Below are 25140 nucleotides of genomic sequence, written 5' to 3' on the forward strand. Positions count from 1 at the left end.
TAAATTATTGTTTGGTTAAAACAATATCTTTTGGAATTATAAAACTTGTATTTGGTACTGGAGTTCCAGCCAAATAACCCCTTGTATGATTCATTATTTTTAAACTTAATTGATTTGTAGTGCCATCAATAAATTTAAATATTACAGTTTGAAATGGTTTGTCTGGATTAGCTAAATCTCTAAAGCTCATATTTAATAGATTATCCTCCATTGGCCCTGATGCATACATTGAATGATAGTCTGGATATAAATTGGTAGATTGATTGATTGTATTTGATACAATTGTAGAACCATTATCGATTGTGTAAGAATAATCCCCAATAATATAATCTTTATAAGAACCATATTGCGGATAATATTGATGCTCAACTTTTTCTAATTTAATTGTTAACGTTTGGTCACCATCTGTCCAAATCCAAATCCCAACGAACGGATTAATTTTATTTTGAATATCTTGAAGATAAGATCCTGCAGGCAAGTCTTGTAAAACATATCCAGAATTGCTATCGTAAATTTGACCCTTTACGTTTGTATATGTAAACGTAAAAATTATTGCTAATAAAAAATTTATCTTTTTCATATTAATTACAATTTGTTGGTGATACTTGATTAGTTATTGGATTATAAACTTTCTTTTCCCATTCAGTGCTATCCTCATTTCCTGAATAAAAATTTAAACCAATATCTAATTCAGACATCATTTTAAGAAAACCAAGTTCGTTTGTTGCAACACTATTATCTGGTTTTATATTGTATTTTTTATTAAAAATATCCTTTTCAAATTCTTTAAAATCTTCATAATTGCCTAAATGTTCATTTCCAAAGTTAATAAATTTTGTTCTATCAGATATAGTAATTATATAAGAAGTTCCGTCTTCAGTAACAACTCCATAAAAGAAATCACTTGTTATCGATGGATTTAATAAAATATTATATAAATCTTGTAAATCTGGTGAGGAAAAAATACTATACAAATCCTTGTAATGACTATGAATTAAGCCTTTTATATTTGTAAAATAGTTATAAGTAGCTGTTGGATTATAAACATTACCACTAAAAGGGAAAAAATTATAATTATCTATTGTTGTTGCTGTATTGATTGGATTAGGGTTATCATAGACTGAATAAACTTTTTCGAATTTATAATTTTTTGCTGCATAAGATAAATCATTCATTTTTTGTTGGAATTTAGTATCATTTTTCAAGTTGTTAACTTTTTCACAAGGATTTGTATTGTGGTTATCAACTATTGTTGGACACAATAAACAACCACTAGGAACTGTAATAATTGAAGGATTTGCACCACCACCGCTATTGGGTCCAGTATTACTACCATTATTAGTACCCGCATTGGTTGAGTTACCATCATAACCACCGCCATTATTTCCTCCTTGAACTAACATTGTACATGTAGTTCCAGTTGATACCCACTGCCAAGAAAATAGGGGTTGTTGAGTTGGTATGCCTCCTTGAGGTTGTGTTGATACATATCGATATTCAAATTCTTCAAAACAAATCCATTGTGTGACTACTATTCTTCCCTCAGCGTCTATTGGATAGTATTTAGTGGCACTATTTCTAAACTCATCTAAGGTTAAGTTTTGAAACTCCTCTTTTGTAAATTCATACTTAACATAATAAACATCATATTCGCCATTACCTTTAGAATTAAATATTAAGTTTTCTAATTTTCCTACATTATTATTTCTAATAACTTCAAATGTGTATGAATGATGTCCATCTTTTTCAAGATAAATGGCTTTTTCATCATCAAAATAAAAATCGTTTATAGAATCATAAACCATTCGACCACAGCTGACTTTCTTACTATGTTCTTTTTTAAATTTTAAATTCTCAATTTTTGCGATAATTTTCTGGTTTATGTAAGGATTTTTAAAGTCTTTCATAGAGACTTGCCTAAGGATAATGTCATTACTATAAACAATATCATCATAAAGGTCTTTTTCACAACTACTAAGTGTTAATAGAGCAAAAATAGCAATGTATTTAGTAATCTGTTTTAATCGTTGTTTCATAAAATAATATTTATAATTAATAAGAGTGTAAAAAACTTGATTAGGTTGTAAACTAAAGTAATTATAACTTATATTACTAAGAATGAAACAAATGTACACCTATAAATATTGATTTACTATACGTAGTTTTACGTGTTTTATGTTTAGCATAAGGACTTTTTTTGAGAAAGGAAAAGTAAAAAAGCCTCAGAATTACTGAGGCTTTGAATTATATCTACTTTGAATATTAAATTATAGAGTTGTAAAATCTGTTTATTTATGACTTTTCTAATTTCTTTTTCGTAATCATTCTATAAACTACTATACCTACGATACCTACTAAAACGTAAGGAATCACCATAAGATATACGATACCGTCATTAACAGCTTCGGCTTTCATTGTGTTTCCTTCACTTTCAAGTGACGCTCTACACATTGCACATTGCGCATAGGAAGAAAAACAAGAGCACAAAAAGACAAGCAAAAAGACCAATCCATTAACTGCAGAAATCTCTCTTTTCCCCTGTCTATTTTCTATTTTCTTTACTCTATTTTCTTTAATTAACATAGTACGGAGAAATCATTAAGTAAACAATAACACCAGTAACTGCAACATACAACCATAGAGGAAAAGTAATTCTAGCCAATTTTTTATGTCGGTCAAATTGCTGAGACAATGCTCTAACATAAGTGAATAAAACCAAAGGAATGATTATTACAGACAATGCAATGTGTGTGATCAAGATAAAAAAGTAAATGTATCTTATGGCACCTTCACCACCGAATTTAGTTGAATCGGACGTTAAATGATAAGCAACATACATAACTAAGAAAATTACTGAACAAGCAATTGCCGAAGTCATTAGTTTTTCGTGTAACGCACGATTTCCACTTTTAATTGCTCTTACTGCTAAAACCAAAAAAATAGCTGTAAGACCGTTAATGGTTGCATATATTGGTGGTAAAAAAGAAAGTGGCTCCACATTAATTCCGAAATCTTTTAATTTTATTGAAAAAAGAATTGCCACTACAATTGGGATTAGTATTGAAACAATAATAATCGGTGTTTTAAATTTATTTTCTACTGTATTACTCATATTTATTCTTTTAATAATAGTTTAATATCTTCTTTTATTTCTTTAACTCCTTTAGCCACTAACCCATCGTAATATAAAATTGGATTGCCTTGACTATCTTTTCTGCATCTAATAAATCCGTTTTTATCAACTAATGCAAAAAGACCTGAATGTTCAAAACCACCTTCTACTTTTTTATTTTCTGCCGCATATAAATTAAAACCTTTATTTGCTAAACCGATGATGTATTCTTTATCACCAGTTAAAAAATGCCAATTTGGCGAAGTTATACCAAGTTGATTAGCATGTTCTTTTAATACTTCAGCCGTATCAGTTTCTGGATTGATGGTGATTGAAGCCACTGCAAAGTTAGTTTCATTTGAAAATTCCTTTTGGATGTCTTTCATATTTTTATTCATAATAGGACAAATTGATGGACAAGTTGAAAAGAAAAACTCGATAACATAAACTTTTCCTAAATAACTTTTATCAGATATTTTAACCTTATTTTGATCGGTAAGTTCAAATTTGGGAACAGGTCCGATTTTAACCAAATACTCTTCTTTGACCATTTCATTGGAAAGACTCATTCTATCATTTTGTATAACTGAACCGTCTTTGACCCTATTTACAATTTTTGGCACAATTATAATTCCGAATACCAAAATTATAAATGAAATACCAATATATGATTTACTTTTCATAAGAATTAGATTTTTCTTGATGCGTTGTTATTTCTTTTTAAAGCTAATCGATACTCTGCCAAAATAATTTTAACATCATCAATCATTTGATTATAAAGTTCAGAAACTAAAACTGTGTTATATCCTTCCTTATATTCAGGTTTACCTTTTTTATCGTTTCCTTTGCGACCTCTTAAATTTCTCTTTTTATCTACAATATAAACATTTGGCGTACCTAATTTATCATCAAGTTTTCCAACTAACTGCAACTTATCATAGAACGTTTTGATTTGTTCTGGAGAACCAAAAACAAAGTTCCATCCTGCTTGAGTTCCTAATTTGCTGATGTCTTTCTGAATTTTTTGCACTTCATCTTGTGTTCCATCAGGAAAAATCATTACCATCTGAAAATCTTTAAAATCTTTGTTACGGCTATAGATTTTTTCATATAGATTAAAAAAACTCCCTTTTCTTTTTTCGACGTCATAACCAATAAAACCAACAATACTAATTTTATTAGTTAGGGCAACCGGTTTACTATCCAGTGTTTTCCACGTATCAATATCAGGAATACCTTTGGTAATGGTAGGAAGATTTACAAAACTATTTACACCTGACGCAAAAAAAAGATACGTAACTAGAGGAAGCACAAACAAAACAAAGAGCACAATTTTCTTTTTCATTTTTTCAAAATTTGAATACACAAAAATAAAAAAAAGGTACGCAACGCGTACCTTTTTATTGAATTAATATAATGTTAAAAATTCCACTTGATTGTAGCATTTTTAAATACCTCAAAGATATAGTTACCTTCAACTAAAAGGATGAAAGTAAGATATAAAACTAAGAAAATTACAGTCCAAACAACCGATCTTCTCAATGCTTTAGTTTCGCCTTCCATGTGCATAAATGCCCAAACGATTCCGTAGGCTTTAACTAATGTTAAAATTAAGAAAATCCAGTTTAAAAGGTTAGTACCTAAGAAATCTGTCATATGAAGTGCTTCTGGCTTAAAAATACCAAGAACAACTTCTACTATTGTTACAGCAGAAAGAAACCAGAAAACTTTCCAAATTCTACCTGTATTTGATTCGTGTGCGTCGTGTGCCATTATTTTTTATCTTAAAGATTAAACTAAATAGAAGAAAGTAAATACGAAAACCCAAACTAAATCGACAAAGTGCCAGTATAGTCCAACTTTTTCAACCATTTCATATGATTTTCTTTTTTCATAAGTACCCAAAAGCACATTAATAAAAATAATGATATTAATAATAACTCCTGAAAATACGTGAAATCCGTGGAAACCAGTAATGAAGAAGAAGAAATCTGCAAACAATTTACTTCCGTATTCGTTGTGCTTTAAATTAGCTCCTTCAACAACCAATTTAGCATCAGCTAATCTTTTTTCAGATTCAACTCTTGAAAGAATAAACTTGTGTTTTGGTTTGTTTAATGCTTTATTTTCATTTAAACCAACAGCTGTTTTGATGGTTTCATCACCATAAATTACTTCCGTTCTTACTAGTAAGTCGGGATTTGCTTTAAATCCTTCTAAAACTTCATTTACAGAATAAGTTGACAACGTCTCTTCTTCCATAAACCATTTCCCTTTACCTCTAGTTAATTGTTCTCTATCTTCAGGAAGAACAACTGCAAAATCAGCTAAAGGAACACGTTCTCCCTTACTATTAACAAATTGAAGAATACTTCCTCCTTTGGTTTCGATAGCTCCGAATTCACCGTGGATAAAGTTTTTCCATTCCCAAGCTTGAGAGCCAACGAAAATTAAACCTCCGATAATCGTTAAGAACATATAGAATGCCACTTTACCTTGCTTCATTTGATGACCTGCATCTACAGCAAGAACCATAGTCACAGACGAGAAAATAAGAATAAAAGTCATTAATGCTACATAGTACATTGGAGCTGGAACTCCGTGCATAAATGGAAAGTGAGTAAACACTTCATCGGCTAAAGGCCAAGTTTCAATAAATTTAAATCTAGAAAAACCGTAAGCTGCTAAGAATCCTGAAAAAGTTAATGCATCAGAAACGATGAAAAACCACATCATTAATTTTCCGTAACTTGCTCCTAATGGCTCATTATTTCCGCCATCCCAAGATTTTCCTACAGTATTTGCAGTAGTAACTGTCGATCCCATAAAAAGTTGTTGTTAAAAAGTTCCCAAATTTACGTTTTTTTCTTATTTAAAGAAATATAAAAACAAAAATAAATAAATCCACAAGAAATCAAGAAAGTGCCAATACATTGCACCTAGCTCAATACCAAGAAATTGAGATGAATTGTACTTTTGTTTAAAATGATTATAAATTATAATTAATAGTGAAATTATTCCTCCTGCTAAGTGTGCCATATGCACATACACCAAAACATACAGGAAAGATATGGTAATTGAACCCGATCCACCAACTGGATAAAGATGATTTTGGAACAATTGAGCAAATCCTTCGAATTGGAAATATATAAATCCCAAACCAAGTCCTAAAGTCGCCAATAAAAACAATGTTGTGGTCGAACGATCGTCTTTTTTTATCGCTTTTTTAGCTAAATGAATCGTTACACTACATAATAATATTATGGCTGTACTGATAAAAAAAGCTGTTGGCATTTGAAAATCCTTCAACCAATCTGGCCTAGATTTACTAACAACCATTGCACTTGTTAAACCAGCAAACATCATTACCATACTAATCATAGCAAAAATCAACAAGAGCTTATAAGATCTTGCGGTACGTTCTTTATATTCTTCAGCTGTCATCATGACTATCTTAAAAATTTATCTGTTATGTAAATTATTTGTAACAAAGTAATGTAAGAAACACTTACTAACATTAGTGCTCTTGCTGCTTTTGAAGTTCTATCTTTGTATAACTTAAAAGCGTAAATCAACATCCAAATTCCTAGCGCAAAAACTAAAATTGCTGCTATTGGACTTATAAAAAACTGCCCTGTAAAACCTAAACATGGCAAAAGTGACGCTACTATCAACCATAATGTATAAAGAATTACTTGCGTAGCTGTTTTTTTATCGCGTTGTCCTGTTGGTAACATGAAAAAACCTGCCTTTTCGTAATCTTCATATAAAAACCAACCAATAGCCCAAAAATGTGGAAATTGCCAAAAAAACTGAATCATAAATAATGTTCCTGCCTCAATTCCGAAATTTCCTGTTGCGGCAACCCATCCTAACATAAATGGAATTGCTCCTGGTATTGCTCCTACAAAAACCGACAACGAAGTCATGGTTTTTAAAGGTGTGTAAGCGCTGGTATATAAAAAAATTGAAATAGCTCCAAACATTGCTGTTTTAGGATTGATCAAATAAAGGAGAATCAAACCAATGATAGTCAGCAAACTTGCTATAAATAAAGCAACATTTGGTGCCATTCTTCCTGCTGGAACAGGACGATTTTTGGTTCTATCCATTAATGCATCTAAATCTTTTTCTATGACTTGATTAAATGCATTGGAAGCTCCAACCATACAGTATCCACCAACAATTAACATAATTAAAGTACTCCAACTAAAAGGATTGTTGTCGTCAAAACCAAGCAAATAGCCAGCAATTGATGAAAACAAAACACTTATTGCTAAACCAGCTTTGGTGATTTCTTTAAAATCTTTGATGATAGATTTGGCTGAAAGTGTAGTTGTTGTAGGATTCAATGAATTAATTATTGCTATTTTTATGGTGCAAAAGTAGTTTATCAAAAAGGATTTGACAAAAAACAAACCATAAAATTATTTAAAAATTAATAATCGAAATACCAATTAAAAATATCACATCTTAAACCAAGCGAAATCCAAGTAGTAGATTGTTTTTTTGTGGCATCGGTTTCAACTGTTGGATTGAAATCTCTGTAGATAATACTTGCAAAAGTCTTTAAGTTTGTTGAAGGATTAATTAAATATCCAGCTTGCAAATCAGCTATAACAATATTGGTTTTATTTCCTTGGCCAACTGTTACACCGTTATCGAATGGTCTGTTGTCGTTGTAACTTAAATAAATATTGCTACCATAATTTTGAGTTGCATCAAAATCAAACCCTCTTACTCCTACCGTTAACTTGGCATCTGCAAAGTATCTGCCTTTGTGGTAACGAGCTATAGCTACTAATTCTTTGGCATTTCCACCCCATTGGTGACCTAGACTTTGATTGCTGTTTCCGTAATTTGTTAAAGCATTACTATGAGAATAGACATAAGGTCTGATGTGATTGTATTCCACTTGAAGCATCAGATTCTCTATATTAAAAGCATTGAAATATTTTGCTCCGATCTGGTAAGCAAATTTATTTTTCCAACTTTTATTGGCTTCTTTTACTTCATTGAATGAAAATTCATCAATTAGAAATTGTCCGTAGAAATTAATTTGATTGTTCCATTTGTATTTAGTTGTCAATCCTAACAAAGCATTCCCGCTTTTAGACGAAGATGCAAACTCTACTGCACGATAAAAAATAATTGGATTTACGAAACTCATATCAAATCCTCTATCGTTTTGTTTAGACCAAACTACTGATTCAAAAAAACCTAAATTGAATCTTTTGGTAACATTCCAACTCAAATAATGGTTTGCAACAAACTTTGTGGCATAAGTACCATCAATTGTGGCGTCATTTCTAACATCTTTCATCCACATGTAATTGTTGGTGTATTTAATCTTCCAAAACGTAGTATTGATTTTGAAATACGGATAAGGACTTACACCATCAGTTAAAAACAGCGAACGATATCCGTCACCTAAGAAATTTCTACCATATCCTAATTGCAAATCAAAAAACTTGCTTGGTGCAAAAGTTAAATTAGCTTCTGCCATAGGAAAATCAAAAGCATCTGATTTAAATTCTTTTGCGATTCCAATACCAGGAATAATTGCAGGATTTCCTCCTGATGGTTTTATCGAAATGGCATAATTGTTAAAATAATCAGCAAAACGACCTTGACTTTCAAAAATGGTTGTTGTAAAGTTCAATTGACTTCCTAATCCGCCACGCACTTGTATTCCACGTGTATTTACATAAGTATAATCAGCAACACTTGGATCACTTTTACCCGTTTGTAAATCGAAAATTGGGTTTACAGTGAACCAATAATCATCACCTTGAATGGCTACTGTATTTTCGTTCCAAAGTTTTTTTCCCCACCAAGAAGTTTTGTTTTTTAGTAGCTTTTGATTTTCTGCTTCTAGATTATAATATTTTGAAACTTCGGCATAGGTATAAGGTTTAGATGCCGTGTGATTATTACTACCAACTTGATTCAACGCCGGATCGAATTGTGCATAATAACTGTGCGACAATGGAATGCTCAAATGACTTTGAAACTGTGGATTATTAAATTTTTTATAAACGATGCTATCGAATTCGGTTAGTTCTTTGTTTTTATCTTTAGGAGTATAAATAGTAGTTGGTTTGCTAGCTATAATTTCTTGTTCCTTTTCTGCCTGCATTTCAGCGGCACTTTGAAGCGGAATTGCAATTTTGATAGTATACTTGGCATAAGTCGGTTTACCATTATAAGTTGGCGGACTCACTTTTGGCATTGCACCGAAAACTCGTTTGCTTTCTTTTATTAATTCTTCTTCATTTGCGTCAACATATTGCACTTTGAATGTTCCTTTTTCGTCCACTTCAAACAAAACTATGATTGTACCTTTATAGTTATTGTCTTTTAATTTCGCAGGCACTTGAAAATTATTGTAAACAAAATTCTGTAGTTCGATATTGAAGCAATTTTCAAGTTCTTTGGCTTGTAATTTCTCACAATTAGGAAAAATCGGCATTTGCTCACTTGATTTTTGAGCCATTACCCCTACTGAATTTAAAAGTAAAAAAGCAATCGTTATTTTATTAAACATCCTAGTATTGAATATAGTTTAGTAATCGTTATTTGTTATTTGTCCGTTAGCAATGGCTTTGGCAGATGACGTTCCAATTCTTTTAACGCCAAGATTAATCATGGCAACTGCTTCTTCATAAGTTTTAACTCCACCAGCAGCTTTGATAGCAAGTGGCGATCCGTTTTCTAGCATCATAATTATTGATGGAATTGTGGCGCCATTTGGTAAACCATTTTCAGTTTTATAAAAACCAGTTGATGATTTTATAAAAATTGAATTATAGGATTCTTCCCTAAAATTAGACATTACAACATTCTTAATTAGTGTTGAAATCTTGATAATCTCATCGTCGTTTAATGCTGCAACTTCAATAATCCATTTAACAATTTTGTTATGGTTTATACCTAATTTGGTTCCTAAAAGAACTTCTTGTTTTACCACATCACTTTCACCTTTTTTAAAGGCTTCATAGTTGCATACAAAATCTAAATCATCGGCACCGTCTACAATTGCTTTGTGCGCTTCGGCTAGTTTTTCTTCTAAAGAATAAGTTCCTTCGTGAAAACCAATGACTGTTCCAATGGTAAGTTTAGAATTGGCTTCAGAAACCATTTTTCTTGCCATAGCAACCTGATCGGGACGAATCATCACTAATTTAAAACCTTCCTCAATAGCTTCTTGAACAAATTCTCGCACCACTTTATTATTTTCTTCAATAGAAAGCCCGGCTTGTTCAGGTGTTTTTAGGTAAGTAGCGTCTAAATAGTGTTTGATGTTCATTTTCATAGTTATTACAAACGATAAAGGTACAAAAAATCTGTATCCAATTTATTGTAGTCAAAAATAGAAAAACTTGAAGAAATGCTAACTCATTAATTAACAAACTTAAGTAACTAACCGTTAACTATTAATTTTAATTAAAAAACAAAACCACTCAATGAGTGGTTTTGTTGTTTACTATAGTTGTCATTAAAATCATTCCTACTATTGCTCCAGCTGTGTTTGCAACAACATCAAGCAAATCGGCCGATCTTGTTGTGGTGAATAGCTTTTGGCAAATTTCCATTGCAATTCCATAGCCTATCGCCGCAAATAGAATCTTAAAATTATATTTGGTTTCTTTAAAAAACAGCGACCACAAAATTACAAACAGTAAATAGAATGTAAAGTGAACGAACTTATCTTTAAAAGGAACTTTAATATTGCTACTGACATCAGTAAACGTTGCTAAACTCAAAAGAGTAATAACAAGCGTCCAAACTATTGCTAGCAGAAAAAAGATTTTTTTATTATGCACCTATCAAAGTTGCGTATGCTTCGCTATCTAATAATTCATCCCATTGAGATACATCAGATACTTTTACTTTAACCATCCATCCTGCACCATAAGGATCAGAATTTACAGTTTCTGGATTACGCTCAAGGTCTTCATTGAATTCGATTATTTCACCAGACAATGGTAAAAATAAATCAGAAACTGTTTTTACAGCTTCAACTGTACCAAAAACCTCATCTCTTTCAAGTGTTTGATCTAGTGTTTCTACTTCAACATAAACGATATCTCCAAGTTCGCTTTGCGCGAAATGTGTAATTCCGATAGTTGCTACATCACCATCGATAGAAACCCATTCGTGCTCTTTGGTGTATTTTAAATTAGTTGGTATGCTCATTTTGTTTGTGTGTTTAAATTTAGGTCAAATGTATAGTTTATTCTTAAATTTTTAAAATGATTTTTATGCTATTTCAATTAATTTCCGAAGTTGTATCTTAAAGTGAATCCACCTCTAATATTTGTAATTGGGAATGATGTTGAAATTACCGCTTGAGAGAACGAATGATCATAATAGAAAATAGCTGTTAGGTTCTTACTAAACGAATAATCAGCTGTTAATCGAGCCGACCAAATGTTTTGTCCTCCACCTAATTGATTATTGTTATAATCTAAATAACGTACAATAGTTTTGTTATTTCTATAAGAAAAATCAATTTTTAAATTTATATCACTTTTGATAACTCCTGATGGATCATCGGCTAATTTGGTTGAAAAAATTACATCTTTGAATCGGTAACCCGTTCCGATAACATATTCGATACCTTTAACCTCAGTCAATAGATTATTATCAAAACTTAACGATAACGCTCTATCTTTTTTCATTTCGGCCAAAATCTTGAACGAACTCTTTGTTTCAAAATCTACACGAATTAACGGATTAAACTGCTCCACAAGGTTAACGTTTCCGACAAGTGTTTTTTCGTAGAAATTATTATTCAATGGGTTTAGTTGATTTTCTTTATAATCAAGATTTGATCTAAACGAGTTGATGGTATAAGATGCTTTGTAATTGTGTTGTAATGAAAAACGTTTGAATTTATCTTTAAAGAATTTGTAACGCATTAAACCCGTATATTTAATATTCCAGTTTGGAATTGGGAAATTTCTCAAGATTCCTAAAGAAACATCATTAGCTCCTGCACCAGTATAAGCAGCTAAAAATGCTGGTAATAAAACCGATTGACTGTTTTTACCAAATCCTGCTGGATAACCTTCGGCATCGACCGTATAAGGAGTTGCTCCATAATAATTAGCCGCCAATCTGTTAGCGATTTTTAAACGATTTTCACGGAAATCTTCAAAAGCTTCTGAACCAAATTCATCACTTGATTTAAATGCTGTTTTAATCAATACCGTTGAAATAGCAAAATTTCCTGTACTATATGGTGATCTTGAATTATATGTTCCGTCAGAGGATACGTCATATTGTTCTGTGAAATTATTTGCATAAGTTCTATTAGCATTTAAATCAATTTTAAAATCTGGGAACAGATCAATATTTGCAGTAACATCAAGTGTTCGTGTAAGAATTTGAGCGTAATTTAAATTAAACTCAGGAAATTTAGTAAGCCAACCATTTTTAGCGGCTTCAAATCGGATATCATCTTGCGAACCGAATGCAAATCCTAATGAAGGTTTAGCTGTACCAAAGAAACCAATACTTGGCAAGAAACCAGGCAATGCTGTACCTTGATTTTCGGTATAATTGATTTGAATGTTTTTTACGCTAGTCAACACACCAATTAAACCATCGACAAAAGGATTGCTATCTTTTACTGGAGTAGCTGTTTGGTTGGTGATCTTCTGACCTGGTTTTGGCGGCGCAACGGCTGTGGTTTTAGTCTGTTTTTTAGTTTTGGTCAAACCTAAATACTTATAAAAAGCATCCATATTAAGTTGCGTGTTCAATTTATGAGCACCAGAATTTTGAATGGTATTTCCTAAACTGTATTCGATTCCGTTAGAAACAACAGAAGAGAAAGCCAATGATGAACGCTGCCAACTAAAATTACCAGTGTAAGTATAACTAGATTTGACAAAACTTAAGAAAGGAATCTTATTGATTGGCAATTCATAGTTAACTGTCAATTGCTGGTTGTGTTGGTTTGGCGTACCAATATTCCAGTAGTCTGTCCAAATCGTATAAGAATTATCAGGAACATTATTCTCATCTAAATAATTTCTAACTAAGTTATTGGATGTTGCATTAAAGTTTAATTTTAGCGCTTTAGTCAGATTATAATTGAATCCGTATTGGTAATTGAATAAGAAATTTCTTTGGTATAAAGCATCCAAACCAAGACCTTCAACATCAACTAATCTAAATTGTTGCTTGTTAAACTGACGTGTAATATTTGAACTAAAGGAAATATTAGAAGGTAAATAATTGAAATTAAAATCGCTTAAGAGTTTCCAATAACTACTTTTCTTGAACGCTTTAACTTTTTTGAAAGGCTCAATAGGTTTAGATTGAAAGGCAAAAGTATAATCAGCAGTTGTGTTAACTTGTTGATCTATGAAATTTTCTAACTCATAGTTGTGTCGGTCAACTTGATTATAAGAATACGAAAGTGTTAAATTTTCAGGATCATAAAAATGTGGTTTTTGTTTTTCGCCACGTTCTTTTTTAACTCCAATAAAATTGATACTTTTTCTTTTAGTATAATCAATGGCTCTGTTTCTGATGTTGCGTTTTTCGGCTTCATCAGCAGTTACATCGATTAATTGTTGTAGTTCGATATCTTGATTAAACGGATCATATTTTGGAGTAATAAATTCTTCGCCAACGGCATAGTTGAACGGCAGATTGATTCCCCATTTTTTTGGTAAAAGTTTACCAAGACTCATATTAGTCACCAAATTATATTGCAAGATGTCTTCACGACTTCTTTCGTTCGGACCTTGCTCTAAAGTTCCAAATCCGATAGTGCTTAATCTACCTGTTGCCGAAAGGTTTGCAAAATCGGCTAGGTTACCATCAAGATTTGCAACAGCTGCCATTCCACCTTTGTTGTCCATTTCAGCAAGACGAAGTTCGTTGAACCAAACTTCACCTTTAATACGTCTAGGATTTAACGGATGTTGTGGTGTGTTTAAATCGTCGGTTTGATTTTTAACCCCAACCATTAATGTTCTTACCAATCCGAAATTAGGATTTCCTCGAATACCAATTTTCAATTTGTTTACTTTTCCTGATGCTGATGGATTCATATCAGGATCATCTTCATTTCTGTAAAAGATTTCACCTGGCGCGTAGACATAATTTAATGCTAAGATTTTTAGCTTGGTTAGTAATTCTGTAGAAATATCAATTCTATTAGATTCTGGCCAAATGCCTTCAGGTGAAGGGTCACCAAACTGAGTTTTCTTTAACGGAATTTCAACTTGATAGAAATTTTCAGTAAAGTCATTACCAAATCGAATGAAAGCAACCATTTCGTCATCTTCTAATGAAGGTACATCATCGGCTGGTGCTTCTGCGTGTACAAACATTTTCAATTTTTTAAACTGACGCATGTCGACACTTACGTTTTTGAAAACTGCACGAGAATCTCCTGGCTCTAAACCATCGCCATCAACTCTAACAGCTAGTGATTGTTCGTTTTGAGGAATCAAAGTATTATTAAAAAACAATTCTTCTAACTGCACTCCTGGAGGCGTTACATAATTAATAGGTAATCTATCGCCATTTTCTTGAACGTTTACTGCTTGAGAATCAAAATCGGTTCCATCATCAGTAGTATCGGTATCAGTTGGATCTAAGGTGTTTTCAAATCTTCTCCATTCACCACGAACTAAATCTAAAGCTCCGAAACGCAAGGTAACTTGACTTTCAAAACCTGTCATAAAAAGTCTCATAAATCTTATAGAACGAAAATCTGAAATACTTCCAACGGTATTTTCAGGTTGAGAAACCGGTACTTTAAATTGGATCCATCTTGCACTAGTTTCTACTCCATTAGGCAATGTAACGATTGGAATCTCTCTAACATCAGTAACATATTTAGTATTACCTACTGCCATTCCTGGTCTTACATCAATACCATATTCATAATACGCATTAATAGTATTCATAGTATTGTCTCTGTTGATGTCTTCAACATCTGGAACCGTTGTAGAACCACGATTGGTGTCTGTTACATCAATTGGAGAGTTACCTTCGGTTCCGTTATAATTTTTATAGCGGTCAAAAACCGAACCGGTTGTATTTAAGAAATAAGTATAATTATCTTGAGCTGGATCTGCAAATGAAGAAAAACTTGGAAATTTTGCTGCTTCTTGAGCATCGGTTAAACCATTAAATCCAACATCTTGAGCTGTTCTATTTCCGGCATCAGAATCGAAAGCATAAATTAGTGATTGCGACGCAGGAACATCACCCCAAAGTGGCTGTGGATTTACCACAATTTGATTATTACCAACACCGTTTTCATAGAATTTTCTGCCGTCTTTTAATACATCTTCCGAAATTTCACCAAGGTTTATATATACTTTACCAGTATTATTAGGATCAGTTTCAATAGGCCTTCCTGGACCAGTAAAATAGGGATCTAACATCCAAAATTGAATGTACTCAACATTTGACTGTTCAAAATTGGTTGAATTTAACGCACGAACTATTCCACCAAAATTATCTTTTGGATTTGGCAATGTATTATCTGGAGCTGTTGCAGTATTAAAATTGTATGGACCGCGTTCTTCTGGAAAATAAGTTAGATCTAAAGTATTAATAACTTGTGTTTGACCTTGTGCAATTACTGTATTAGGAAATAACTCTTGACTAAAAATTCTTCTTGTAGAGTTTAAAGACAAGTCGTCTTCTGAAATTCCTGATGGTCGTTGTGTGTAAAAAATTGGATCAATAGAATACCAAGCTAATTTTGCTCTTTTAAAACCATATTCTAACCCATTGGATGTTCCGCCAAAATCTAAATAACCAGGTGTTGATCCAGTAGTTGGTCTTTCAGGTGTTGAAGATAAATACCACGAAAAAGGTGATTTTAAATCGATAGTGGTTTGTGAACCTTCAAAATCGTCAACATAAATTGTGGCTTCACCCTGAAAACGGTCAGCTTTTGGAGAATTGGGTTGCAAATAAGCAACTTCACCTCTAAAAGAAACTACAGAAGGAACATCGGTATCAATATTTGGAAGTTTGTTTACTAATCTAGTCAAGAAAGGTACTTCGGTAGAATAACTCGTATTTATTCCATAAATTGAATTGTTTACTGATTCTTGTCCGTAATTAGATTTTTGAGTAAAAGGTCTTTCCGTCATTTTCAAGAACGTTGCTCCCAAAATGAATTTTTCTGAAAATTTATGCTCTACGTTAACCCCAAAGAAACGTCTTGTTTGCTGACCAAAAACAGAATTATTTTCGACCGAAACTTCAATTGGTGTATTTGACGCTGACAATGCTGGATCAAGAATTTGAACTCTTCCTGCTTGGTAATTTACTGTATAGTCGACGCCTTCTACAAGTACTCTTCCACCTGCGCTTACTACGACAGAACCTTTTGGCACATTGAAAGCACCAATTGGAATTCCATCACCACCGGAAGATTTGAACTTACCTCGAAGTTGGAATTTATTTTTTTCACTGTCTTGCAACGCTGCTGCTTGTGTGCTTTTGTACAACGTTCTAAAAACATATTTTGCTTGATTAGGATTGTAAACTAAAGCTGGATCACCATTATAATCTTCTCCTGCACCATTTCTTAATTTTTCAAATAAGTACTTACCAAATGGTTCTACCGATGTGAAAATAATTCGACCATTTTGTTGATCAACTGTTAAACCAGGAAAGAAATCAAAAAAACCATCACCACCATTTTGTGGATCGTTGTTGTAATTTAATTGGTCTACCCCAAATACTTTTAACAAAGGCGTTTGCTCTACATCAGCAGGAAGTGGCGAAGTAGAATTGGCTTGTGTTATGTAGTTTAATGGCGATGGATCAGTATATAAGATATTGAATTTGAAATCTTCTTTTTGCAATTGATAACCACCAGGAATTTGATAAATGTTTTTCATCATCAAACCCCAAATTGGTTTTTGTACTGTAGTTAAACTACTTTTAAGCATTTTCAATATTAACGCTTGTGATGATGGTACTCCAGTTGGATCTACTTGAGTTGCTTCTACACCATCATTACCAAATTCACCTACTTGGTAAACTTGATCTCCGATGGTATATTGATAGGCTACAGCAAGAACTTCGTCATTGGCTAAACGCTGCTGCAAAGAGATGTATCCTAATTGTGGATGATAAGTAAACTCGTTTGGACTAAGCTTTCTAGCATTTTCAAGTTTTGCATAATCAATACCTTCACTTACAGGAACAAAATTATTAAAACCTGCATTTGAAGTAACGATTTCTCTAATATTTGTATTTAAAAAACCTCCACCTGTAGTAATTAAAGCAGGATCATATTTATTGTTGGAGTTTTTAGAAGGAGTATCAGTAGGTGCTAGGAAAAAAGTATTTCCAGGATTATCTAAAGGATCAATTGCCACTATTTCTGTCGCTGGAATTGGATTTAAAGTTCCAGATTCATTTAAAGGAGCTTCACCTAAATCTTGTAAGGCGATGATATTTCGTAAGTTATTATTGTTTGTAGTAACTCTGTTTTGTCTGTTTGTTAACCAAACCTCAATACGAGTAATTTGAACTCGACTATCGATTTGAGGATAATTTCTTAAAGAGTAATCGTATTTGTTTTTGAAGAATTGTGATAAGAAAAAGTGTCTATCGGCATCATATTCTTGAGCAAAAAGTTCAAAATTTTGAATCGTTCCGCCACCTTGCGCAGTAACTGTTTTAGTCTGTGATTTTTGTTCAGAGAAAACTCCGGTAACGGTAGTCTTTCCGAATTGTAATTGAGCTTTTACTCCAAACAAACTTTGTGCGCCTCGAATCAAAGAACTGTTTAGTGGCATACTTACGTTACCAACCTCAATTTTCTGAATAATATCATCCTCAGTTGGAGAATATTCTAATTTAATAAGATTTTGAAATGCAAAAGTGGATTGAGTATCATAATTAGCATTTACATTCAATCTTGTACCTACTTTTCCCATCAAACTCATACTGATTCTTTGGTCAAAATCGAAGGTTGTTGTAGCTCTATTTCTAGGAGAAAAGGACGGATTGTCTTGTTTTGTATGTCTAAAACCTAGATCTACTTCTACCGAACCTGTTGGTTTTACATCAATAGTATTTCCTCCAAAAATGGTTTCGAAAAAACTAGAATTTACATAATACCTTGGCAATAAATTCTTTTTATCTTCTTCGGTACCTTTTCCATCAACTGCTTTAGATTTGTTTTTAAAGTACTCGTGCATTGACTCTTTTAGAACCAATTTTTCATATTCTTTTGGAGTAAGAATGATGGGATAATTGATGTTAAAACCTTCAAAAGTTTTGGTAAGCACATACATATTAGTAATAGGATCATAAGTGTAAGCTTCAACTACACTTTTAGGATTTGCAAGTTTGATTGCTCCTGTATTGTATCCTTTTATTGAATCGTTTACTTCATCATCTTGAGCAAATGATACTTGACCGACGAATAGCATTCCGATAAAGAATGCTGTTTTCACCACGAACGATGTATATTTAGTGTACTGTGTTTTCAAAAACTATAAATTTTTTAATGCTTGTTTAATAATACTTTCAACAGTAGCATTTGGGTCATTACTGATAATTCTGTCTACTACTTTTTCGGAAGCTTTTCTAACAAAACCTAAAACCTCCAAAGCAGATAACGCTTCATCACGATTTGTATTGCTTTGTAACATAGAAACTTCGTCTAAATCGTAAATTTTTAACACTTTATCCTTCAAATCAAGGATGGCACGTTGTGCTGTTTTACCTCCAATTCCTTTTATAGATTGAATAGTTCCAACATCACCACTAGCTAGTGCTTGAATAATTTGTTTGGGTTCTAAAGAAGACAGCATTGTTCTCGCAATTCCTGCTCCAATACCAGAAACTGAAAGTAACATCTTAAATATTTCTCTTTCTGATTTTTCTACAAAACCATATAAGGAATGGGAATCTTCCTTCACCATTAAATGAGTAAATAATTTTACAAAATCAGTTGCAGGTAACAAAGTGTAGGTATGCAGTGAAATATTAATATGATAACCCACACCATTGCAGTCTATTACAACTTCGGTTGGTGTTTTTTCAACTAATTTACCTTGAATATGTGCTATCATAGTTTTTTTTAAGCTTTCCAAATATAACAAAAAAGTTTAATTGGCATTACTAAAGCCGATTTTCTGTTACTTTTTGACGTCAAAATTCTTAATTCGTTTACTTTTCTCTTGCGCATCTACAACTGCAACTGCAGCCATATTAACCATTTCTTCAACACTTGCGCCTAATTGAAAAATGTGAACCGGTTTATCCATTCCCATTACAATTGGTCCGATAGAATCCACTTTATACAATTCTTTGAGAAGTTTATATGTAATATTAGCCGACTCAAGATTTGGAAAAATTAGTGTATTTACTTTTTTTCCGGCTAATTTTGAAAAAGGAAATTTCGCTTTCAGCATTTCTGGATTCAGTGCAAAATCGGTTTGAATTTCACCGTCTACAATTAAATCAGGATAATAATGATGTAAATAGGCTACTGCTTCTCTAACTTTATTAGCACTTTCGTGACTAGATGAACCAAAATTAGAAAAAGAAACCATAGCTATCACTGGCTCGATACCAAACATTCTAACCGTTTTTTCGGTCATTAAAGCAATTTTTGCTAAATCATCTGCAGATGGATTTGGATTAATTGCCGTATCTGATAAGAACATTGGTCCACGATTAGTCATCATCATATTAGTTGAAGCAATCAATGAAATTCCTGGCGCTTTGCCAATTAGTTGCATCAAGGGCTTCACAACCGATGGATAACTTCTTGAATAACCTGAAACCATTGCATCAGCATCGCCTTGGTTTACCATCATTGCAGCAAAATAATTACGCTCGCGCATCCATTTTTGTGCATCAAGTTGCGACACTCCTTTTCTTCTTCTCTCTTTCCAGAAGATATCGGCGTATTCTAATCGTCGTTTATCTTCTTCAGCAGTTTTTGGATCTAAAATTGGCACATCAGCATCAAAACCAATTTCTTCTTTTAATTCTAAAATATCTTCTTTTCGTCCTAACAAAATTGGATGACCAATTCCTTCTTCATAGACAATTTGCGCTGCTTTTAGTACGTCTAATTGATCAGCCTCAGCAAAAACTATTCGCTTCGGATCGGTTTTAGCTCTGGTTGTTAGCAATCGAACCATTTTATTATCAGAACCCATTCGTTCTAATAATTCTTCTTCATATTTATCCCAATCCGTAATTGGATTAAGCGCCACACCACTTTCCATTGCTGCGCGAGCTACTGCTGGAGCTACCATTGTAATTAATCTAGGATCAAATGGCTTAGGAATAATATAATCTCTTCCAAAATTTAATCTCGTTTCTCCATAGGCAATATTTACTTGCTCAGGCACCATTTCTTTTGCAAGAGCAGCAAGAGCTTTAACCGCAGCCATTTTCATAGCTTCATTGATTTTAGTAGCTCGAACATCTAATGCACCACGGAAAATATAAGGAAAACCTAGTACATTATTAACTTGATTAGGATGGTCTGAACGACCTGTTGCCATAATAATATCATCACGAGTGGCGATGGCAAGATTATATTCTATTTCTGGAGTTGGATTAGCCATAGCAAAAACAATAGGATTGCTAGCCATACCCAATAACATTTCTGGTGTTAAGATATTACCTGCGGAAAGTCCGAGAAAAACATCTGCATTTACTAGCGCTTCGGCCAATGTGGCTCCTTTTTTGCCAAAAGAATATCTTTTTTGAAGTTCAGATAAGTCGGTTCGATCACTTGATAAAACTCCGTCTTTATCGAACATAATTATATTTTCGGGCTGAATTCCTAATAAAACATATAAATTAGCACAAGCTAAAGCCGCAGAACCTGCACCTGAAACCACCAACTTAACGTCTTTAATATCTTTATCTGCCAATTCAAGCGCATTTAACAATGCTGCCGAAGATATAATTGCTGTTCCGTGTTGATCATCATGCATCACCGGAATATTTAGTTCTTCAACTAAACGTCTTTCAATTTCAAAAGATTCTGGTGCTTTGATATCTTCAAGGTTAATTCCCCCAAAAGTTGGAGCAATATTTTTAACTGTAGCAATAAATTCTTCGATATTTTTAGTGTCTACTTCGATATCAAAAACATCAATATCAGCAAAAATTTTGAACAATAATGCTTTTCCTTCCATCACTGGTTTTGATGCTTCTGGACCAATATCACCAAGTCCTAAAACCGCAGTACCATTAGAGATTACTGCAACAAGATTTCCTTTAGAGGTATATTTGTAAACGTTATTTACGTCTTTAACAATTTCTAAACAAGGTTCGGCAACACCAGGAGAATAGGCTAATGACAAATCTCTTTGTGTAGCATATTTTTTAGTTGGAACAACCTTTATTTTACCTGGAGAAGGTTTAGCATGGTATAAAAGTGCTTCTCTTCGTTTATTGTCTTTATGCATTTTATTTTGTTTATATTCAGACTTACAAAGGTAAAAGTATCCATTGAAAAAGGAAACAATTATAGATTTTCTTTTAATTATTTTTAAAAACGATAAAAATAAAAAAAGCTGCGATATTTAAACCACAGCTTTTAGATATAACAAAACTCAAACTAACTTTCTATTGTATAATTTCTTTAATATTTATATTGTCGGGCAACCTACCAACATTTTGAAGTTTGATAGTTGCTAACTTTTGAGCAATAGTAATACTTTCGTCAAGATTTTTCCCTTCTATTTGAGCAAATAAAAAACCTGTCCAAAAGGCATCACCTGCTCCAGTTGTATCTTTTATTTCATCAATGTGAATAGCTTTTTGAAAAAACAAACCTTCATTTAAATCGGATACAGCAACGCCATTTTTACCTTTGGTTAAACATATAGTTGTAGCACCAAGATTGTGAAAATATTCAAAAATATAATCTTCTGATTTTACCTCAGAAAACAATCTATAGCAATCATCTTCACTTAACTTTACTAGCGGATCGTTTTGTAAATATTCTTTTAGAACTTGTTTAGCTTCTTCTCTATTGGGCCAAATTCGCTCCGAAAAATTGATGTCAATACTTAATTTCAAACCTAATTCTTTGGCTTTCTTTGCTCTATTCAAGATGGTTTCTCTCGCAGGATTTTTACTTAAAGCAAAACAAGTGGTGTGAAAAATCTTAGCTTCTGCAATTATATCATCTGGTAATTGCGACTCAAAAATTTCACAATCAGCTTGTCTGTAAGGGATGAAATCGGGTGTTTCTGATGATTTTGAAACAAAAATCACCGAGGTTGGAGCAACATCAGATTTTCTGACTTGCGAAGTTTTAACATTATTAGATTTTAATTTTCTCACTACATAATCACCTAAACCATCTTGACCACAAGAAGCCACAAGAACTGCATTCAAACCTAGTCGTGAAGCATTAACAGCAACATTGGTTGGCGAACCACCTAAAAAGCGATGATAATCTTTGGTTCTATTGATGGATGTATTCATCTCGTGACCAATAAAATCGATTAAAACTTCTCCTATACTTATTATATCTATTGATTTCAATTTAAAAAACTATTTTAAAATTAGTATATAATGACTGATGAACTACTATGGTTGCTGCGGCACTCCAAGCACAATTTGACACTCCGTTAGGAGCTTTAGTATTGGTATTAAAATTCTCGTAGAAAGAATAATTTTCAATAGCATTAGCTTCATTTAGGTTATCCAAAATAACTTCTGCCTCTTTTGATTTATCTTTAGAAAATAATGCCAATCCGAAAAAACCATTGACCATTGGCCAACTTCCACCATTATGAAATTCATAAGGAAAATTTCTGAATTCATATTTGCAATTGTTTTTCAAAAGATTCCAATCTTCATCATTAGAAAAAACTGGTGGCCAAAATGCTGGCAACAATCCCAAACTAGTTTCGGATGCTAAGGAAACTGAAAATTCTATTATTTTATTTTGAAACTCTTTCGAACCAATATCCAATAATAAAACCAGTGAATTTGCAAATGCGTCATATTGTGTTTTATATCCTGATGGCGAAAATGAACATGGCATAAAATCATTAAACACTATGGCATCATATGCTTTTTGATGGTACTTTTCTCCATCTGCTTTAGGCATAAAATTAGTTTCTATTTGATAAACTATTTTGTCAATTTTATCGGATATAGATTCCTTCTTTTGAAAATAATTATAACTTTTCAATGCCCAAACTCTCAGCAACTGATCGTATAAAACATAACCATCAGTAATGTATTCATCAGCCCAATTACCGGATAATGGAACATATAAAAGATGTTTGTTATTAAATTCCCAAGCTTCGAGTAATGATAAGCATTTTTCGATGTTAGCTTTATGTTTTTCTAAAAATTCTAAATCGTTGGTGTGAATAGTATACTGACAAACACCGATAATGAACCAAGTTACCGCATCAACTCGTCCGGCCAAACCACCATAACTAACTTCATTATGAACACCATCATTAAATACATTAGATGGAATAGTTCCGTTTTTATGTTGATTATTGGCTAATGTTTCGAGCGTTTTTTTGAATGTTTGAATTAAAAATTTATCTCCAGAAGCCAATGCTGCCAATCCGCAAATTACTCCATCGCGAGCCCAAACTCGTAGGTAATTTGTAGTATTCTCGGCACTTGCAAGAAATCCGGTTGGTGTAGCTACTTTATTTAATAAATCAAGAGCTTTATTGTATGCGAAATTTTTCAATTTAATTATTTTGATTAGGGTTTTTGGCTTTGATAAAAAGAGTACAAATTGCACTAACAACTAGTAAAAGTCCTGCGAATGTTATTGCTTGTCGTGGATCATTATTTAAAAAATGTTTTAAGATAAAACCAAACGTAAGTGTTTGAATAAACATCGGAATTACAATCATCATGTTGATAATTCCCATATAAACGCCATATCGTTCTTTAGGAATGTTGGCAACCACCATTAAGTAAGGAATTCCCATCATACTCGCCCATCCAATTCCGAAACCTGTTATTGCGGGAAATAATAAGTATTTATTTTCTATATGTGGAAATAGCAAGAATCCAATTGCTGCTAAAAGCAAACATACAAAATGCACATATTTTGGCGAATATTTCTTTGCAAAACCAACTAATAAAAACGCTACTAAAAAAGTAACAATATTATACCATCCGTTAACTAATCCTGTCCATCCAACAGCTTCTTCATATAAAGTAGGGTTCGACTGTGGTGTTGCCTGCCAAACTGATAAAGCAATACTTTTAGAGGAATTTTGCCAATAGCAAAAGAGTGCATACCATTGAAATAGGTAAACAAGAGCTAGTTGCCACATTACTTTTGGCATATCTGCGACTGCAGAAAAAATATCTATAAATGGAGTAAAAATATTAATTTTCTCTTTTTGAATAAGTAATAACTCTTCCTCGGTTGGAGGAATTTCTTTTGTCGTATGTGAACTCCACCAAACTGATACCACTGAACAAACTGAGCCTAAAATAAATGAAGCAAAAACCCAAGTTGGCAATTTACCTGTTGTGCCAATAAAAATTAATGGAAAAATAAACAACGATACATTAGCTAAAGTTTGTCCTAAACCTGTAAAGAAACTCTGCGCTTGAAAACCCATTGGCTGTTGCGCATCGTCAAGTTTATCTGCAATAAAAGCTCTATAAGGTTCCATTGCCGTATTGTTTCCTGCATCTAAAATCCATAATAAACCAGCTGCCATCCATAACGAACTACTAAACGGGAAAAGGAATAAAGCAATACTACAAACCAAAGCACCAATAAAGAAGTAGGGCTTTCTTCTTCCTCCAAATTTTGGCAACCAAGTTTTATCACTTAATGCACCTATTATAGGCTGAATTAACAATCCAGTAAGTGGACCGGCAAGATTTAGTAACGGTAATTCGTCAGGACTTGCTCCAAGAAAATCATAGATAGGATTAACGGCACTTTGTTGCAAACCAAAACTGTATTGGATTCCGAAAAATCCAACATTCATATTGATGATTTGCCAAAAACTTAATGAAGGTTTATTTGCCATTAT

20 protein-coding genes are annotated in these 25140 nt (G+C 32.8%); all 20 read right to left on the bottom strand.

The features are described 5' to 3' along the window. Positions 1 to 4 precede the first annotated feature (4 nt). The 20 genes from Q0050_RS04780 to Q0050_RS04875 all read right to left on the bottom strand — a co-directional run bounded on the left by Q0050_RS04780 (position 5) and on the right by Q0050_RS04875 (position 25137). On the bottom strand, positions 5 to 580 hold the full coding sequence (locus tag Q0050_RS04780) for a DUF6705 family protein (RefSeq protein ID WP_298392868.1): 576 nt from the start codon (positions 578 to 580) through the stop codon (positions 5 to 7). 1 nt (position 581) lies between these two features. Then, a complete protein-coding gene (locus tag Q0050_RS04785; protein WP_298392869.1) occupies positions 582 to 2036 on the bottom strand; it encodes a hypothetical protein in 1455 nt (484 codons plus the stop codon). A gap of 256 nt (positions 2037 to 2292) precedes the next feature. Continuing rightward, positions 2293 to 2583: a hypothetical protein gene (locus Q0050_RS04790; RefSeq protein WP_298392870.1), complete on the bottom strand. Its 291-nt coding sequence runs from the start codon at positions 2581 to 2583 to the stop codon at positions 2293 to 2295. Then, entirely contained in the window at positions 2573 to 3112 is a 540-nt protein-coding gene (locus Q0050_RS04795; RefSeq protein ID WP_298392871.1) for a DUF420 domain-containing protein, read from the bottom strand. The genes Q0050_RS04790 and Q0050_RS04795 overlap by 11 nt, the downstream gene beginning before the upstream one ends. A 2-nt stretch (positions 3113 to 3114) precedes the next feature. Then, on the bottom strand, positions 3115 to 3795 hold the full coding sequence (locus Q0050_RS04800; protein WP_298392872.1) for an SCO family protein: 681 nt from the start codon (positions 3793 to 3795) through the stop codon (positions 3115 to 3117). Between the two features lie 5 nt (positions 3796 to 3800). After that, complete coding sequence (locus Q0050_RS04805; protein ID WP_298392873.1) at positions 3801 to 4457, bottom strand: hypothetical protein; 657 nt, start codon at positions 4455 to 4457, stop codon at positions 3801 to 3803. Positions 4458 to 4531: 74 nt separating this feature from the next. Further along, complete coding sequence (locus Q0050_RS04810) at positions 4532 to 4885, bottom strand: cytochrome C oxidase subunit IV family protein (protein WP_298392874.1); 354 nt, start codon at positions 4883 to 4885, stop codon at positions 4532 to 4534. 18 nt (positions 4886 to 4903) lie between these two features. Next, a complete protein-coding gene (locus Q0050_RS04815) occupies positions 4904 to 5938 on the bottom strand; it encodes a cytochrome c oxidase subunit 3 (protein WP_298392875.1) in 1035 nt (344 codons plus the stop codon). Positions 5939 to 5980: 42 nt separating this feature from the next. Continuing rightward, complete coding sequence (locus tag Q0050_RS04820) at positions 5981 to 6559, bottom strand: cytochrome c oxidase subunit 3 (RefSeq protein ID WP_298392876.1); 579 nt, start codon at positions 6557 to 6559, stop codon at positions 5981 to 5983. A 2-nt stretch (positions 6560 to 6561) separates the two neighbouring features. Next, a complete protein-coding gene (cyoE, locus tag Q0050_RS04825) occupies positions 6562 to 7464 on the bottom strand; it encodes a heme o synthase (protein ID WP_367277156.1) in 903 nt (300 codons plus the stop codon). Between the two features lie 86 nt (positions 7465 to 7550). Next, positions 7551 to 9608, bottom strand: a complete 2058-nt coding sequence (locus Q0050_RS04830; protein ID WP_298392955.1) for a gliding motility protein RemB — start codon at positions 9606 to 9608, stop codon at positions 7551 to 7553. Positions 9609 to 9677: 69 nt separating this feature from the next. Then, on the bottom strand, positions 9678 to 10421 hold the full coding sequence (gene deoC / locus Q0050_RS04835; protein WP_298392877.1) for a deoxyribose-phosphate aldolase: 744 nt from the start codon (positions 10419 to 10421) through the stop codon (positions 9678 to 9680). Positions 10422 to 10575: 154 nt separating this feature from the next. Beyond that, positions 10576 to 10938: a VanZ family protein gene (locus Q0050_RS04840; protein WP_298392878.1), complete on the bottom strand. Its 363-nt coding sequence runs from the start codon at positions 10936 to 10938 to the stop codon at positions 10576 to 10578. After that, complete coding sequence (gene gcvH / locus Q0050_RS04845) at positions 10931 to 11311, bottom strand: glycine cleavage system protein GcvH (RefSeq protein WP_298392879.1); 381 nt, start codon at positions 11309 to 11311, stop codon at positions 10931 to 10933. The genes Q0050_RS04840 and gcvH overlap by 8 nt, the downstream gene beginning before the upstream one ends. Positions 11312 to 11388: 77 nt before the next feature. Continuing rightward, entirely contained in the window at positions 11389 to 18552 is a 7164-nt protein-coding gene (gene sprA, locus Q0050_RS04850; protein ID WP_298392957.1) for a cell surface protein SprA, read from the bottom strand. 63 nt (positions 18553 to 18615) lie between these two features. Further along, positions 18616 to 19197: a Holliday junction branch migration protein RuvA gene (gene ruvA, locus Q0050_RS04855; protein WP_298392880.1), complete on the bottom strand. Its 582-nt coding sequence runs from the start codon at positions 19195 to 19197 to the stop codon at positions 18616 to 18618. A 66-nt stretch (positions 19198 to 19263) separates the two neighbouring features. Then, entirely contained in the window at positions 19264 to 21561 is a 2298-nt protein-coding gene (locus Q0050_RS04860; protein WP_298392881.1) for an NADP-dependent malic enzyme, read from the bottom strand. Between the two features lie 160 nt (positions 21562 to 21721). Further along, positions 21722 to 22648: a carbohydrate kinase family protein gene (locus Q0050_RS04865; RefSeq protein ID WP_298392882.1), complete on the bottom strand. Its 927-nt coding sequence runs from the start codon at positions 22646 to 22648 to the stop codon at positions 21722 to 21724. Position 22649: 1 nt separating this feature from the next. After that, a complete protein-coding gene (locus tag Q0050_RS04870; protein WP_298392883.1) occupies positions 22650 to 23825 on the bottom strand; it encodes a glycoside hydrolase 100 family protein in 1176 nt (391 codons plus the stop codon). A gap of 1 nt (position 23826) precedes the next feature. Further along, positions 23827 to 25137: an MFS transporter gene (locus Q0050_RS04875; protein WP_298392884.1), complete on the bottom strand. Its 1311-nt coding sequence runs from the start codon at positions 25135 to 25137 to the stop codon at positions 23827 to 23829. Between the last annotated feature and the right edge of the window lie 3 nt (positions 25138 to 25140).

It is taken from the genome of Flavobacterium sp. (assembly GCF_027483985.1).
Classification (GTDB): domain Bacteria; phylum Bacteroidota; class Bacteroidia; order Flavobacteriales; family Flavobacteriaceae; genus Flavobacterium.